The organism is Sinorhizobium glycinis (assembly GCF_001651865.1).
Lineage (GTDB): Bacteria > Pseudomonadota > Alphaproteobacteria > Rhizobiales > Rhizobiaceae > Sinorhizobium > Sinorhizobium glycinis.
In genome coordinates this window covers 326348-340997 of record NZ_LPUX01000062.1, presented here as the reverse complement: position 1 = coordinate 340997, position 14650 = coordinate 326348, and the positions used below count along the sequence as shown (strand labels likewise).

The window sequence follows — 14650 nt, the reverse complement described above, 5'->3', positions numbered from 1 at the left end:
GCCAAGGAAAACCGCCGGTTACCCTGCCATTTCTGTCAAAACATCATCAACCGGCGGTGCGGGGTATCTGTCGCGACCAAACAACAGGGCGACCACGTCCGCCATGCTCGTGTCGAAACCCGGCAAAAAGGTGTCGTATGGGCCGATCCGGCATTCGACCTTGGCCTCTGCGGCGACGGGGCTGAAGCTGGCGTCCGCTGGCGCGATGCGAGGTGCCACCAACGAAGCCCTTTTGGCAACCCCCTGAGGCAGGCCTGCGGCAATAAGCCTCTGCCGCCACGACCCGCCCTCGGCCTCTGCACCGATCGTCAGGGCGGTGCCGATGCTCGTGATGTTGAAACGGCCATCCCAGGTGCCGGTCTCGCCTGCGCCAATTCTCAGAACCGGCAGATTGCGCGGCTCCCGATAGAGGTAGAGACCGCTTCGGCGCCGGTCGAAGACAACGCGGCCTGCCGTCATGCGCCCTGCCTCGCCGGATTGCAGAAAGCCTGACAGGCGCTCGATCGTTGCGCGCCCCGGCAGGCGCTCACGGCCGCCGATGACCGCGCTGACGCTCATCAAGGCGCGGCGCCAGTCGGGATCGTCCATCCGTCCGGCCTGCGCCGGCGCGACCTCGGCGACGAGGCCCTCGTGAACACGCAGATGGCCTCCCAACAAGGCAGCCGCCCTTGCCGAGGAAGCGGCACGTTCTCGCCCGCCCCGATCAAAGCTCGGCGCATAGCCCGAGCTCGCGAGGCCGGCGCGCACCCGGGCCCGCTCGAACAGAGGATTTTCATTGCTTGGATCGTCGAGCCAGCCAATGCCGCGCGCTTCCAGAAAGAGACGTATATCGGCCCGTCGCACCTCTAGGAAGGGTCGCAAGACCCAGACGCGGCGTCCGTAGAGCATGGCTGCCGCCATCCCCGCTCTGCCTGGGCCCTGCCCCTCATCACGGGTCTCGCGCATGGCGATCGTCTCGTGTTGATCGTCGCGCGTGTGGCCGGTGACGATACAGTCGGCACCGAAAGTAGCCGCTGCTTCGGCCAGCAAGTCGTAGCGCTTGCGGCGGGCCGCTGCCTGAATGCCCGCGAGCGGTTTGTCGCCCTGCCAATGACCGATCAAGTGGGGAATGCCAAGCGCGGCGCAAAATGCACCAACGGCCGCGGCCTCGTCCGCGGACTCCGGCCTCAAGGCGTGATCGATCGTGCAGGCGACGAGCGAGAATTCGTTGAATTCGGCTGTTCCGAGCGCCGCGTGAAGAGCGACAAGGAGCCCCTTGGAGTCGCTGCCCCCGGAGATGGCAACGAGAATCCGGCCGGGCCTTGCAAAGGATTTGAGAAAACGTGTTGCCGCAGCGATGACGGCTTCTGGCATGGGGGCGGCCTCAGCAGCCAAAGCGGCTCTGCTCGCTCGTCACCTTCGCCTTAACCGCGGCCGATGCCTTGGGATAACGCTTGTTCACCTCGCGCAGGGTGGCGCAGGCGGTTTCCTTGTTGTCGAGAGCACCGAGCGACATGCCGAGCTTGAGCAGCATCTCCGGCGCCTTCGGCGACTTGCCATAGGTCTGGTGCGCGTTCAGGAAGGTCTTGGCGGCGTCGCTGTATTTGCCCTGGGAATATTGCGCTTCACCCATCCAGAAGCTTGCATCGGCCGCCTGGTCGCCCTCCGGGAAGGCGTCGAGATAGTCGCGGAATTCCTGCTCGGCCGTTCCGTAGTCGCCGGAAAGAACATGGCCATAGCCGGACTGGTAGAGATCTCCCGGATCGCCGAGGGAAGCCGTTTGCTGCTCGCTTCCGGGATTGGCGTTGAGGCCCGTATTGCCTTGATCGGTGATCCCTGCATCCACGCCGGGAAGCGTGGCGTTGGCGCCTGGCTCAGTCTCCGTGGTCGTAGAAATCGGATTGCCGTTCTCGTCGAAGACGATCTGGCCGAGCGTACTTGGCGGCGGTGCAGCGCCCGTCGCATTCGGATCGGCCCCGGCCATGTTCGTGCCGTCCGCCGGAGCCGTCGTCGGGCTATCCGTCACCTCGGGGGTGACGGACGCCTGGTCGCTGGACTTCGGCGTTTTAAGTGCGCCGCTTTTCCTGGAGGAGGACTTGCCGCTTTCAAGGTCCTGGAAGCGGAACTCGTTGTCCTCCTGGAACTTCCGGATCTGCTCCTGCATCTGCAAGAGCTGGAAGCTCATTTCCTCGATACGCCCGTTGAGCGAGCGGATCTGTTCCTCGAGTTGGCCAATCCTGCCGACATCGGCCGATTGCACCTTCACCACCGGCAGATCGCTCTTGCTGGCAGCATCGGCATGGGTCGCGCGGGCCAGCAGCCCCGAGAGCGGCATGGCATTCGCCGTTTGGCCGAGACCCGCAAGGGCCGCAAGACCAATCAGCCCTGCCACGACAAATTTCTTCATCTCATTTGTCCTGTTCGATAGATTGCTCCCACCCCGGATCGCGCTCCGCAGTACATCCGACGATTCCATAGGGCGAGTGCCGCACAGTTTTCCAATTGCTGTGAAAAAGCAACGGAGTTCGGCCAAAGTGTGGTAAAAAAGAAAGGGCGGCCCACGGCCGCCCCTCCAAATTCCATCTTAAATGGTTCGCCTATCAGCTTCCGGCGCCGCCGAGAACGGTAACGGCGCGGCGGTTCTGCGACCAGCACGAAATGTCGTCGCAGACGGCAACCGGCTTTTCCTTGCCGTAGGAGATCGTGCGCATGCGGTTTGCCGGAACGCCTTGGCCTGCAAGAAACTCGCGGGTTGCCGCAGCACGGCGGGCGCCGAGCGCCAGGTTATATTCGCGGGTACCGCGCTCGTCGGCGTGGCCTTCGATGGTGATGGCATAGTTCGGATACTTCGCCAGCCACTGGGCCTGACGGGCGAGTGTCGCCTGCGCATCGGCACGGATCGAGCTCGAGTCGGTATCGAAGAAGATGCGGTCGCCGACATTGACGGTGAAGTCCTGCTGCGAGCCGGGCGTCGCAGCGCCTGCGCCAAGGCCGAGGCCGGCGGCATCGTTCGGCAGGTTCTTCTTGGAAGCGCAGCCGGCAACGGCAAGTGTCATGACGAGGGCGAGCATGACGGGATTGCGGGCGATGGTCTGCATGCGGCTTGCTGCCGGGGCGTCAATTCGGCTCATGGGCCGGGTCTCCTTGAGAAGTGTCTGAATTCACGGTTGCCAGACTGTAACCGGAAGCGGTTAATTGCTTTTCAACAGGTATGGTTAACAAATCGACAATCTGCGACGGAGGGCCTGCTACAACAGCACTTTGCGGCGAGAAAGCGGCACTTCGGCCGCATTTCCCGCCGCACCTGTGGACATCATTCCATCAACGGCGACCAGGCCGGATCGGAAGCGAAGCCCTGGGTCTGGATTTGCTGTTCGTTGTAGCCCGTCAGATCGATCGAATAGAGCTGCGGCCCACCGGCACCGGCATTCTGGCGGAAGAACATCAGCACGCGGCCGTTCGGCGCCCAGGTCGGTCCCTCGTTGTGGAAGCCGGTGGTGAGAATGCGCTCACCAGAGCCGTCCGGCTTCATTACGCCGATCGAGAACTTGCCGCCCGACTGCTTGGTGAACGCGATGAGGTCACCGCGCGGAGACCAGACCGGCGTCGAGTAGGAACCGTCGCCGAAGGAAATGCGTGTCTGGCCGGAGCCGTCGGCACCCATGACATAGAGCTGCTGCTTGCCGCCGCGGTCGCTCTCGAAGACGACCCGTGCGCCGTCCGGAGAATAGGACGGAGAGGTGTCGATCGCATTGGTGTTGGTCAGCCGCGTCGTGGTGCGCGAGCGCAGGTCCATCGTATAGATGTTGGCGTTGCCCTCCTGCTGCAGGCTCATGATCACCCGCTGCCCGTCCGGCGAGAAGCGTGGTGCGAAGGTCATGCCCGGGAAATTGCCGACCACTTCGCGTTGTCCGGTCTCGAGCTGCAGCAGATAGACGCGCGGCTGCTGGTTCTCGAAGGACATGTAGGTGATTTCCTGGCGGTTCGGCGAGAAGCGCGGCGTCAGCACGATGTCGTTCGAATTGGTGAGCGCGCGGGCGTTGAAGCCGTCCTGGTCCATGATCGCGAGCTGGCGCTTGCGGGCATTCTTCGGTCCGCTTTCGGCGACATAGACGATACGCGTGTCGAAGTAACCCTTTTCGCCGGTGATCCGCTCATAGATCGCATCGGCGATGATATGGGCGACGCGACGCCAGTTTTCCGGCTGGGTGTAGAATTGCTGGCCGAGCATCTGCTGTCCGGCGAAGGTGTCCCACAGGCGGAACTCCGCTTTCAGCCTGCCGTCGCCTTCCTGGGTGACGCGGCCGATGACCAGCGCCTGTGCATTGATCACCTTCCAGTCCTCGAAGCGCGGGGCAGCGTCCGGATTGGCGATCTTCTCGATGAAGGCGCCCTTGTCGATCGGAGCGAAGAGCCCCGAGCGCTTGAGATCAGCGGCGACCACGTCGGAGATCTTCTGGGCGAGTTCGCCCTGCAGGAAGTCGGTCACTGCGATGGGCAGGGGCTCGACGTTCCCCTTGTTGATGTCGATCTCCACGACTGCGTTTGCCGGCGCGGCAAAGAGTGCGCCCGCGAACATCAGCGTGACAAGACGGAGAAAATTGCGTCTCAGCATTTCCATAAAGCCTTTCAGCCTTTCATCTTTCGGGGCGGGGCGCGAAAATCTGTGATCGGTCTTCCGTCCACATCGCGCCCCAACCTATCTAGAGCATTGAGCTTGGGTCGAAGTTGACGACCACCTCGCTCCACGAATCGTACTTGTCGGCGGGCAATCCCTTGAACGGAGCGGATTTCAGAACGGCGCGTCGCGCACCGCTGGCGAGCGCCCGGCGCGCCGAGTCCGACCCGCCCGTCGCTTCGACTTCCGGCTCACCGATCAACTCTCCGTTGGGATCGAGCTGGAAAGTCACCTTGATGCGGACATCCGCCGCATCGGCCATCCCCGGAATAATCGACCAATTGTTCTGGATTTGGCCACGCAGCGCATCCATTTCGCTCTGCGAAAGCGTGTTTCCGCTCGTCGTCTTCTTGCCGCCGAGCGCCGCCTCTTCCGTCGAGCGCTTGGCTCCACCACCGGAGGAGTCCTGCTTGTTGAGCAGCGCCGCGATCTCGTCGGCGTTGAAGTCGCTCTCCTTCTGGGAGGACGCCTTCTTCTGTTCCTTCTTGGTCTCTTCCTTCTTGCGCTCCGGCGTCTTCGCCGTCTGCGCCGGCTTTTCGACCTTCGGCTTGACCTGCGGGGTCGGGACCTTGTCGGGCAACGCCTCGGCCTCAGGGTTCTCGGCCGGCTGTTCCTCGGCGGGCGCCGGCTCCGGTTTGGTTTCCGGCTTCACTTCCTGCTTCGGTTCCGGGAGTGCTGCAACTTCGGTTGCGGGTTCCGACGCCGGCTTGGGCTCCTCGACCTTCTGGATTTCCTCCTTCACCGGATCGGGTGTCGGCGGCGCCTTCTCGGTCTTTTCGGGAGCAGCCGCAGATTCGTTCTCGACAGGCTTGCTTTCAGGCTTCGGCGGCGTCTTCAGGTCGACGTCGTTGTCGCCGATGTTCTCGGCATTCTCGACGGGCGTCGGCTTTTTCGTCGGGACGGGCGAAGCCTTTTCCTTGGCCGGCGCCTTCTTGTCGCCCTGCTGGATCTGGGTCATGTCCGTGATCGGCACGATGTCGACCGGCAGCGCCTCGACATCCGCGACCTCGAATTCGGCCGGGCTGCCAAGCGACACCAGCGCCCAGGTCAGAACCAGAGCGTGGAGGACAGCAGATGTAGCAAGACCGCCCTTCATGTCCGGGGATCACTTTTCCTGTTCTTGAAGCGTTACGAGCCCGAGATTCTTGAAGCCGGCAGCCGAGATGCGCGCCATGACCTTCATCACCGTGCCGTAGTCGGCATTGGTATCGCCGCGCACATAGATGCGCTCGTTGTAGCCCGTCGTGGCGATCGCCTCGAGCTTCGGAACGACCTCGTCGATGCCGATCGGCGTCTCCTGCAGGAAGATCTCGCCGGCCGGATTGACCGAAACGGTGATCGGCTGGGTGTCGGCGTTCATCGCCTTCGCCTGCGTTTCCGGCAGGTCGATCGGCACGCCCACCGTCATCATCGGTGCCGCCACCATGAAGATGATCAAGAGCACCAGCATGACGTCGACGAGCGGCGTAACGTTGATTTCGCTGATCGTGCCGCCCTTGCCCCTGCGCCGGCGACGTCCGCCGCCCGACCCCTTGGCTCCGCCCATTGCCATACCCATCAGCGTCGTCTCCGTGCTCGAAGGTCGTTATTGCGCGGCTTGGCGCGAGGGCTGCAGCTTCTCGTCGATCTGCCGCGACAGGATGGCGGAGAACTCGTCGGCGAAGGCTTCCATGCGGGCGCTGAGCTTGCCGGCGTCGGCGGTGAATTTGTTGTAGGCGATGACGGCGGGAATAGCGGCGAGCAGGCCGATGGCGGTCGCCAGCAGCGCCTCGGCGATACCGGGTGCAACGACGGCGAGGTTCGTCGATTTCGAGCCGGCGATCGCCTGGAACGAGGTCATGATGCCGACGACTGTGCCGAAGAGGCCGATGAAGGGGGCGGCCGAGCCGATCGTCGCCAGCGAGCCGAGCCGCGCTTCGAGCGTTTCGGATTCGCGGGCGAGCGTCACATCCATGGCCCGGTCGATGCGCATCTGCAGGCCGATCGGCGAGCGGGCACCGCGTTCGAAGCTCTTCTTCCACTCGCGCATCGCCGAGACGAAGATCGCGCCCATGCCGGCCGTCTGCCGATCGGAAAGGGTGCGATAGAGTTCCTCGAGCGACTGCCCGGACCAGAACACCTGCTCGAAATTGTCGAGCTGGCGGCGGACGCGTCCGTAGTTGAGCGACTTGTCGACAACGATCGCCCAGGTCCAGACCGAAGCTGCAATCAGCCCCAGCATGACCAGCTTGACGACCAAGCCTGCTTGCATGAACAGCGACCAGAGGGTCACATCGCTCGTCGCGGCCAATCCAACCTGTTCCATCGATCTCAGTCCCCGAATCCAAACACCCGGCAAGAGCTACTCATGCTCATGACCGGGTCGCCCAAACGTCCTGCTGCAAAATGCCCCGGCATCGCCGCCGTTCGCGGCATTTGCGATCTACTCGCTTCAGCCTGCCTTCTTGCCGTCAATTTTGGTCAAAGGATGACGTGCACTGCACAAATCCTGATACACAGATAAAGACACCATTATCGTTAAGGGAGTGTTACCGAAGCGACGCTTGCGCTGGCGGCGGCGCGGAACTTCGCCGACGCTTGCACGTTTCCGCTGCATGTACGCCCGGCCCACCGCACCGACAAAAGAAGAAGCCGGCTTGGCGATCCGGTCGCCGCGCGGCCGTCGTTTTCACTGAGGTACGGCCATGGCAGCGCGCGCAATGTGGAAAGGGCAGCTTCGGCTCTCGCTGGTGTCGATCCCGGTCGAACTTTTCAGTGCTACCCGGTCCGGAGCAGCCATCTCGTTCCGACAGATTCACAAGCCCTCGGGCAAGCCGATCCACTACGAAAAGGTGGTGGAGGGCATCGGCCCGGTCGACGTCGACGATATCGTCAAAGGGTACGAATACGAGGACGACAAATATGTCCTCCTCGAGCCGGAAGAAGTAGACTCGATCAAGCTGGAGACGAAGAAGACCTTGGAATTGGTGCAGTTCGTCGAGGTCGGCGATATCTCTCCGCTCGATTTCGACAAGCCCTACTACCTCGTTCCGGCGGACGAGCTCGCCGAAGACGCCTACCGCGTCGTGCGTGATGCGCTCAGGAAATCAAACAAGGTCGGGCTTGGCCAGCTGACCCTCAGAGGCCGCGAGTATCTGGCCGCTGTGAAGCCCTGCGGCGATGGCCTGCTGCTGGAGACGCTGCGGTATGCCGACGAGCTCAGGAAGGCCGACCCGATGTTCTCCGAGATCTCCGGAAAGAAGGCCGAAAAGGAACTCTTGGACGTCGCGACCGCGCTGATCGAGAAGAAGACGGCGCCATTCGACGCGGATGCCTTCAAGGACAACTACGCGGCGGCCCTGAAGGAGCTCGTCAAACGCAAGATGAAGGGCAAGTCGGCGCGCGTCGCCGTCGAGGAAGGCGAGCGCCCGCAGAAGCGAGGCGACAACGTCGTCGACCTCATGGCGGCGCTGAAGAAGAGCCTCGAAGGCGGCGAAGGCAAGAAGCCGCAGACGAAAGCCCAATCCTCCTCCCGCCGCGGCCGGCGGAAATCGGCGTGAGGACGAACCATGGCGACACGGAACGAACTGCTATCCGAATACAACCGGCGCCGCGACTTCACGAAGACGAGCGAGCCCAAGGGCGCGGTCGCGCCGGCGAGCGGCGACAGGAAGCGCTTCCTGGTCCAGAAGCACGATGCCACCCGGCTCCACTACGACTTCCGCCTCGAGTGGGAGGGTGTGCTGAAGAGCTGGGCGGTAACCCGCGGCCCCAGTCTCAACCCGGACGACAAGCGCCTTGCCGTGCGCACCGAGGATCATCCCCTCGCCTATGGCGACTTCGAGGGCACGATACCGGAAGGAGAGTATGGCGGCGGCACGGTGATGCTCTGGGACACCGGCTGGTGGGAGCCGGAAGACGACCCATCGAAAGGTCTGAAGAAGGGCAAGTTGTCGTTCAGGCTGCATGGCAGCCGGATGAAGGGTGGCTGGGCGCTCGTGCGCATGCGGCCGCGCGACGGCGAGAAGCGCGAGAACTGGCTGCTCGTCAAGGAGACGGACGAGATAGCCTCCGATGACGGCGAGAGCCTGATCAAGGAGAACATCACCAGCGTGGTGACCGGGCGCACGATGGACGAAATCGCCCAAGGCAAGGGTGAAAAACGCGCACGCGTCTGGCGTTCCAACAGGAGCACGACGGAGAACCTCAAGGCCGGCGCAATTGCTGAGAACGATAACGCTCGCAAGCGGGCGGCACGGAAACCCTCCGGCAAACCACCCGCCTTCAGGCCGCCGCAGCTCGCCACGCTTGTGACGAAAGCGCCCGCCGGTGACGCGTGGCTGAACGAAGCCAAGTTCGACGGTTACCGTCTGGTATGTGCCATCGGTGGTGGCGCTGTCCGCTGCTACACCCGCAATGGCCTCGACTGGACGGAGAAGTTCCCGGCAATCGCAGCCGCCCTTGCCGAGCTCAATTGCAAATCCGCCCTGATCGACGGCGAGGTCGTGGCGCTGTCGGACGCGGGCTCGAACTTTTCGGCGCTGCAGAAGGCGCTCAGAACCGGCGCCAGCACGAGGCTCTACGCCTTCGACCTCATCGAACTCGACGGCAAGGACCTGAGCCGCAAGCCGCTCATCGAGCGGAAGGAAACGCTAAGAGTTCTGCTCGACTCGCTCGGCACCACGGCGACCGTTCAGTACAGCGAGCACGTTCAGGGCAAAGGCGAGCATGTGCTTGCGGCGATTTGCAAGGCTGGCCAGGAGGGTATCATCGCCAAGGAAGCCAAGGCGCCCTATCGCAGCGGCCGCACCCGAAGCTGGCTGAAGGTCAAATGCACCAAGCGTCAGGAGTTCGTCATCGGCGGCTATACGCCCTCATCGAAGCAGGGGCGCGCCTTCGCCTCGCTTCTCCTCGGCACTTTCGAGGACGGGAAGTTGATCTATCGCGGCGGCGTCGGCACCGGCTTCGGCGAAAGGGTAATGGAAGAGCTTGCGGCGGCCTTTGCGAAGCGCAGACGCGAGACGTCGCCGTTCGACAGCGTGCCACGAGAAAGAATGCGAGATGCCATCTGGCTGAAGCCCGACCTTGTCGCGGAGGTGGACTTCGCCGAGTTTACCGCTGACGGACATGTCCGCCACGGCTCGTTCGAGGGATTGCGCGAGGATAAGGAGGCCAAGGCCGTGAAATTGGAAACAGCGAAGTCGACAGGCGCCGCGCCGGAGCCCGGGAAGAGCAAACCCCCAGCCAGAGCGAGCAAGGCGTCGCCTACCAGGGGCGATACCGATGTCCTCGGCGTCCAGATCTCGCATCCCGATCGCATCCTCTTCGAAGGTCAGGGCATCACCAAGATCGATCTCGCCCGCTACTATGCCGTGATCGCCGACAGGATGCTGCCCTTCGCCGCCGACCATCCCGTTTCGCTGGTGCGCTGCCCGCAGGGCGGGCAGCGGCACTGCTTCTTCCAGAAACATACGAACGACGCCTTCCCGGAGGCGATCCGGGAAGTGCCGATCATGGAGGCATCGGGCGAGACCGAAAACTACATGTATGTCCACGATGCCAAGGGCCTGGTCGCCGCCGTGCAGATGGGCACGCTCGAGTTTCACATCTGGGGTGCAACGATCGACCGGCTGGAAAAGCCCGATCGCCTGGTCTTCGACCTCGATCCCGATCCGAGCGTCGACTTCGCGGCGGTGAAGGCCGCGGCCGCCACCCTGCGCGACGAACTTGCCGACATCGATCTCAAGACCGTTGCCATGGTGACGGGCGGCAAGGGCGTTCACGTCATCGTGCCGCTTCGCCCGCACGCCGAATGGGACGAGGCAAAAGGTTTTGCCAAGAGGGTTGCACAATCCTTTGCCGAGCGCGACCCGGAACATTTCGTCGCCACAATGTCCAAGGCAAAGCGCAAAGGGCGGATCTTCATCGACTGGCTGAGGAACGACCGCGGCGCCACTGCGATCGCCCCCTTTTCCACCCGCGCCCGCGCCGGCGGGCCTGTCGCTACTCCGGTCGGCTGGGACGAACTCGAGAGCCTTGACGCCGCCAACAGCTTCCACATCGCCGACATCGTCGAGCGCATCGAAGCCGGCACCGATCCCTGGCGCGATATCGGCAAGATCAAGCAGTCTCTGACGAAGAAAGTGCTGGATTCGGTGATCGGTTAAACGGAAGCCGGTCTGATCGCTGCGTAGGCTTTTCCGTGCGGCCCAGCACCCCCTTCCCCGGCTCCTGACTCAGGGCACTCCCGCGGAGTTTTCGTATCGCTTCTTATGCCTGATCAGCCGGCGCCCCCTTGCGCCGCCAGGAACTTCGCCGCCAGCGCCTCCGGCAGGCGGCGCGGGCGACCCTGCCCGTTGATCACCGCGATGATCACCTTGGCCGCGATCAGCAGCGCGCCGGCGCGGCGAATTTCCTGCTGCAGGACCATCTTGGCGCCGCCGGCCTTCTCGGTCGTCGTCTCGATCGTCAGGATGTCGTCCATGCGTGCCGGCGACTTGAAGTCGATTTCCATGCGGTGAACGACGAAAACGAGGCCTTCCGCATCGCCTTCGATGGCGAGCGACGCCTGTTCCACGCCCAGCAACCGCAGATAGTCGGTTCGCGCACGCTCCATGAAATGCAGGTAGCGGGCGTGGTAGACGACGCCGGAGAAATCGGTGTCCTCGTAATAGACGCGCTGTATCAAACTGTGGCCGGTCTCGGTCAGCTCGCCTGCAAGCGAAATCAGTGACATGGCATTCTCCGGGAGGATCTTCGCTTTTCCTGTGCAGGAACAAAAAGACATTTGCAAGCATTGCAGCTTTGTCACAATCCTATCCTATCAGGTCACCGTGTCCCTTCCCGATCAGGAGAATCGTGCATGAAGATCGCAATCCTCGGCGGCGACGGTTTTGTGGGCTGGCCCACCGCACTGCATTTGTCCGATGCGGGCCACGACATCCACATTCTCGACAACCTCTCCCGCCGCTGGATCGACACCGAGCTCGGCGTGCAATCCCTGACCCCGATGGATTCCATCCAGGAGCGCACCCGCATCTGGCACGCGGAGACCGGCCGGCGCATCCAGTTCAATCTGATCGACCTCGCCCGCGACTACGAACTCCTCAAGAATTGGCTTGCCGAAAACCGCCCTGACGCGATCGTGCATTTCGCCGAGCAGCGCGCCGCGCCCTATTCGATGAAGAGCGACCGCCACAAGAACTACACCGTCAACAACAACGTCAACGCCACGCATAACCTCCTGAATGCACTGGTGGAACTCGACCTCGATGCCCATCTCGTGCATCTCGGCACCATGGGCGTCTACGGCTATTCGACCATCGGCGCGGCCATTCCCGAGGGCTACCTGCCGGTCGGCATCGAGACGATGAACGGCGAGACGATGAGCCAGGAGATCCTCTACCCGCCCAATCCGGGCTCGATCTACCACATGACGAAGTGCCTCGATCAGCTGCTCTTCCAGTTCTACGCGAAGAACGACGGTCTCAGGATCACCGACCTGCACCAGGGTATCGTTTGGGGCACGCATACGGAGCAGACGCGCCGGCATCCGCAGCTGATCAACCGCTTCGACTATGACGGCGACTACGGCACGGTGCTGAACCGCTTCCTGATCCAGGCGGCGATCGGCTATCCGTTGACGGTTCACGGCAGCGGCGGTCAGACCCGCGCCTTCATCCACATCCAGGATTCGGTGCGCTGCATCGAGCTTGCGCTGAAGAATCCGCCGGCGCGCGGCAGCCGAGTCGAGATCTTCAACCAGATGACCGAGACGCACCGCGTCCGCGACCTGGCCGAGATGATCGCGAGGATGACGGCATCGGAAATCGCCTGGCTCCCGAACCCGCGAAAGGAAGCGGCTGAAAACGATCTCGTGGTGCATAACGAGAAGTTTCTGGCGCTCGGGCTCGACCCGATCCGCCTCCAGGACGGGTTGCTTTCGGAGATCGTCAACGTGGCGAAGAAGTTCGCCTATCGCGTCGACCGCTCGCGCGTACCGGCCGTTTCCGCCTGGACGAAGGACATCGCCCCCTTGATCAACCATGATCCCGAAGGCAAGCGGCTGAAATCCGTCTCATGAACCCTGTGACGCCCCATCCGGAGGGAGGCCTCCCCTGTTCCCCGGCTGCGGCCCAGGATGCTTTCGTGACGCTGGTCACCAATGCCGATTATGCGCTCGGCGCGCGCGCCTTGTTGCGGTCGATCCGACTGACGCGCACGCCGGCGGATATCGTCGTGCTCTACACCGGCGGCGTAGAGCCCGCCGCGCTCGAGCCGTTGACGGAATTCGACTGCCGCCTGATCGAAACGGAGCTGCTGCCGCTCTCGGACGAATTCAACGCCCGGCATCAGCGCCGCAACGTCCACGAGATGGCACCCTTCACCAAGGGGCGCAAGCCCGACTTCCACTCGCCGCTCGATAACTTCTGCAAGCTCCGCCTCTGGCAGCTCGTCGAATATGAGAGCTGCGTCTTCATCGATGCAGACGCGCTCGTTCTGCGCAATATCGACAAGCTCTTCCTCTACCCGGAGTTTTCCGCCGCGCCGAACGTCTACGAGAGCCTCGCCGATTTTCACCGGCTGAACTCAGGCGTCTTCGTCGCAAAGCCGTCGATCGAGACCTTCGAGAACATGCTCGCGGCACTCGACGCGCCGGGTGCCTTCTGGCCGCGCACCGACCAGACCTTCCTTCAGAGCTTCTTTCCCGACTGGCATGGCCTGCCGGTCACAATGAACATGCTGCAATATGTCTGGTTCAACCTGCCGGCGCTTTGGGACTGGCGGTCGATCGGCGTGCTGCATTATCAGTATGAGAAGCCGTGGGAGAAGGACCATCCACGCTCGGAAGCGCTGCGCCCCCTGATCGAGCTCTGGCATGCCTACCTGGCGGGTGAGGACATTCCCGACATCGCGGCTCTCCCAAGTCCCGTCGCCGCCTCGCCATGACCCGCGTCCTCGTTTCCGGCGGCACCGGCTTCGTCGGCCGTTTCATCGTCGAGCACCTGCTCGCGAGCGGCTACAAGGTCACTGTCGGCGGCCGCGTGCGTCCTGCGGAGGCTTTCTTCTCGCACCCCGTCTCCCACGTCCCGCTTCGGCTCGATGCGGATGCAGATCAGATCGCCGTCTTCGATGACATCTATTATTTCGTGCATGCGGCCTTCGAGCATGTCGAGGGCAGGTATCGCGGCGGCGAAGGCAGTGACCCGGAGGGTTTTCGCCGAGCCAACCTCGATGGATCGGTCCGCCTGTTCGAAGAGGCGCAGAGCGCCGGCGTGCGTCGCTGCGTCTTCCTTTCGAGCCGCGCCGTCTATGGCGAAACGCCGTCCGCCGTTCTCGACGAAACCACGCCCGCCGAGCCCGATACGCTCTATGGCGAGGTGAAACTCGCCGCCGAAGACGCCCTGAAGGCGCTCGCGGCCCATGGCTTCGTCACCGCCAGCCTGCGCGTCACCGGCGTGTATGGACCGGCCGGCCCCGGCCGGAAGCACAAGTGGGAGGGTCTGTTCGCCAACTATCTCGCCGGCTGGCCCGTTCCGCCGCGCATCGGTACGGAAGTGCACGGCGACGATGTCGCTGCGGCCATACGCCTGATGCTAGAGGCCGATCCGGCGAAGGTCTCCGGGCAAATCTTCAACGTCTCGGACGTACTGACCGGCAACCGCGAGATTCTCGCCGTCCTTCAGGCGGCAATCGGCTGTCGGCACCCTCTGCCGGCGGCGGTGGAGAGGGCAGATTTCAAGGAGATGTCCACCGACAAGCTGCGCGCGCTTGGCTGGGCGCCAGGCGGACGCGAACGGTTGGCGGCGACGATCAGGGAACTGGTGGGGGCTGCCCAAACGGAATAAATCAAAGCCCCAAATGCCGCCGATTGCCCCTCACCCTAGCCCTCTCCCCGCACGCGGGGAGAGGGGACGGGAGCTCAATCTTCCCACCTGGCTCACCTTGCCCGGTGGGGCGAGAGGCTGCCGCGAGTCCCTTCGCCCCGCTTGCGGGGAGAAGGTGCCGGCAGGC

The 14650-nt window shown here is 63.3% G+C and carries 13 protein-coding genes; 5 read left to right on the top strand and 8 right to left on the bottom strand.

Annotated elements, in window-relative coordinates; all coding sequences use genetic code 11:
• Nucleotides 1–18 precede the first annotated feature (18 nt).
• From tilS to tolQ, 7 genes are all read right to left on the bottom strand, one after another.
• On the bottom strand, nt 19–1353 hold the full coding sequence (gene tilS / locus AU381_RS19670) for a tRNA lysidine(34) synthetase TilS (RefSeq protein WP_064243407.1): 1335 nt from the start codon (nt 1351–1353) through the stop codon (nt 19–21).
• 10 nt (nt 1354–1363) lie between these two features.
• Nucleotides 1364–2386, bottom strand: a complete 1023-nt coding sequence (gene ybgF, locus AU381_RS19665) for a tol-pal system protein YbgF (protein WP_064243406.1) — start codon at nt 2384–2386, stop codon at nt 1364–1366.
• A 193-nt stretch (nt 2387–2579) separates the two neighbouring features.
• Nucleotides 2580–3110: a peptidoglycan-associated lipoprotein Pal gene (gene pal / locus AU381_RS19660; RefSeq protein ID WP_064243405.1), complete on the bottom strand. Its 531-nt coding sequence runs from the start codon at nt 3108–3110 to the stop codon at nt 2580–2582.
• Nucleotides 3111–3292: 182 nt separating this feature from the next.
• Complete coding sequence (gene tolB / locus AU381_RS19655; RefSeq protein ID WP_156528637.1) at nt 3293–4600, bottom strand: Tol-Pal system beta propeller repeat protein TolB; 1308 nt, start codon at nt 4598–4600, stop codon at nt 3293–3295.
• Nucleotides 4601–4682: 82 nt separating this feature from the next.
• Nucleotides 4683–5753, bottom strand: a complete 1071-nt coding sequence (locus AU381_RS19650; protein ID WP_064243404.1) for a hypothetical protein — start codon at nt 5751–5753, stop codon at nt 4683–4685.
• Between the two features lie 9 nt (nt 5754–5762).
• The gene (tolR, locus tag AU381_RS19645) at nt 5763–6215 is read right to left on the bottom strand and encodes a protein TolR (RefSeq protein WP_064243403.1); all 453 of its coding nucleotides are present in this window, start codon (nt 6213–6215) and stop codon (nt 5763–5765) included.
• A 27-nt stretch (nt 6216–6242) separates the two neighbouring features.
• Nucleotides 6243–6962, bottom strand: coding sequence for a protein TolQ (gene tolQ, locus AU381_RS19640; protein ID WP_064243402.1), 720 nt, complete (start codon nt 6960–6962; stop codon nt 6243–6245).
• A gap of 379 nt (nt 6963–7341) precedes the next feature.
• Between tolQ and ku the strand changes: the two genes are divergently transcribed.
• On the top strand, nt 7342–8196 hold the full coding sequence (gene ku / locus AU381_RS19635; RefSeq protein ID WP_064243401.1) for a non-homologous end joining protein Ku: 855 nt from the start codon (nt 7342–7344) through the stop codon (nt 8194–8196).
• 9 nt (nt 8197–8205) lie between these two features.
• On the top strand, nt 8206–10803 hold the full coding sequence (gene ligD / locus AU381_RS19630; RefSeq protein ID WP_064243400.1) for a DNA ligase D: 2598 nt from the start codon (nt 8206–8208) through the stop codon (nt 10801–10803).
• Between the two features lie 113 nt (nt 10804–10916).
• On the opposite strand, the gene ybgC is transcribed toward ligD, so the two are convergent.
• On the bottom strand, nt 10917–11372 hold the full coding sequence (gene ybgC / locus AU381_RS19625; protein ID WP_064243399.1) for a tol-pal system-associated acyl-CoA thioesterase: 456 nt from the start codon (nt 11370–11372) through the stop codon (nt 10917–10919).
• Nucleotides 11373–11498: 126 nt separating this feature from the next.
• Between ybgC and AU381_RS19620 the strand changes: the two genes are divergently transcribed.
• From AU381_RS19620 to AU381_RS19610, 3 genes are read left to right on the top strand one after another with little or no spacing between them, the layout of a single operon-like run.
• On the top strand, nt 11499–12719 hold the full coding sequence (locus AU381_RS19620) for an NAD-dependent epimerase/dehydratase family protein (protein WP_064243398.1): 1221 nt from the start codon (nt 11499–11501) through the stop codon (nt 12717–12719).
• A complete protein-coding gene (locus AU381_RS19615) occupies nt 12716–13585 on the top strand; it encodes a glycosyltransferase (RefSeq protein ID WP_064243397.1) in 870 nt (289 codons plus the stop codon). The genes AU381_RS19620 and AU381_RS19615 overlap by 4 nt, the downstream gene beginning before the upstream one ends.
• Nucleotides 13582–14484, top strand: a complete 903-nt coding sequence (locus AU381_RS19610) for an NAD-dependent epimerase/dehydratase family protein (protein ID WP_064243396.1) — start codon at nt 13582–13584, stop codon at nt 14482–14484. Before AU381_RS19615 ends, AU381_RS19610 begins: the two co-directional genes overlap by 4 nt.
• The last annotated feature ends 166 nt before the right edge of the window (nt 14485–14650 follow it).

Bases quoted from the DNA above. Each gene is read 5' to 3' on its own strand.
- tilS (WP_064243407.1), bottom strand. From the start codon at position 1,353: ATGCCAGAAGCCGTCATCGCTGCGGCAACACGTTTTCTCAAATCCTTT.
- ybgF (WP_064243406.1), bottom strand. From the start codon at position 2,386: ATGAAGAAATTTGTCGTGGCAGGGCTGATTGGTCTTGCGGCCCTTGCG.
- pal (WP_064243405.1), bottom strand. From the start codon at position 3,110: ATGAGCCGAATTGACGCCCCGGCAGCAAGCCGCATGCAGACCATCGCC.
- tolB (WP_156528637.1), bottom strand. From the start codon at position 4,600: ATGGAAATGCTGAGACGCAATTTTCTCCGTCTTGTCACGCTGATGTTC.
- AU381_RS19650 (WP_064243404.1), bottom strand. From the start codon at position 5,753: ATGAAGGGCGGTCTTGCTACATCTGCTGTCCTCCACGCTCTGGTTCTG.
- tolR (WP_064243403.1), bottom strand. From the start codon at position 6,215: ATGGGTATGGCAATGGGCGGAGCCAAGGGGTCGGGCGGCGGACGTCGC.
- tolQ (WP_064243402.1), bottom strand. From the start codon at position 6,962: ATGGAACAGGTTGGATTGGCCGCGACGAGCGATGTGACCCTCTGGTCG.
- ku (WP_064243401.1), top strand. From the start codon at position 7,342: ATGGCAGCGCGCGCAATGTGGAAAGGGCAGCTTCGGCTCTCGCTGGTG.
- ligD (WP_064243400.1), top strand. From the start codon at position 8,206: ATGGCGACACGGAACGAACTGCTATCCGAATACAACCGGCGCCGCGAC.
- ybgC (WP_064243399.1), bottom strand. From the start codon at position 11,372: ATGTCACTGATTTCGCTTGCAGGCGAGCTGACCGAGACCGGCCACAGT.
- AU381_RS19620 (WP_064243398.1), top strand. From the start codon at position 11,499: ATGAAGATCGCAATCCTCGGCGGCGACGGTTTTGTGGGCTGGCCCACC.
- AU381_RS19615 (WP_064243397.1), top strand. From the start codon at position 12,716: ATGAACCCTGTGACGCCCCATCCGGAGGGAGGCCTCCCCTGTTCCCCG.
- AU381_RS19610 (WP_064243396.1), top strand. From the start codon at position 13,582: ATGACCCGCGTCCTCGTTTCCGGCGGCACCGGCTTCGTCGGCCGTTTC.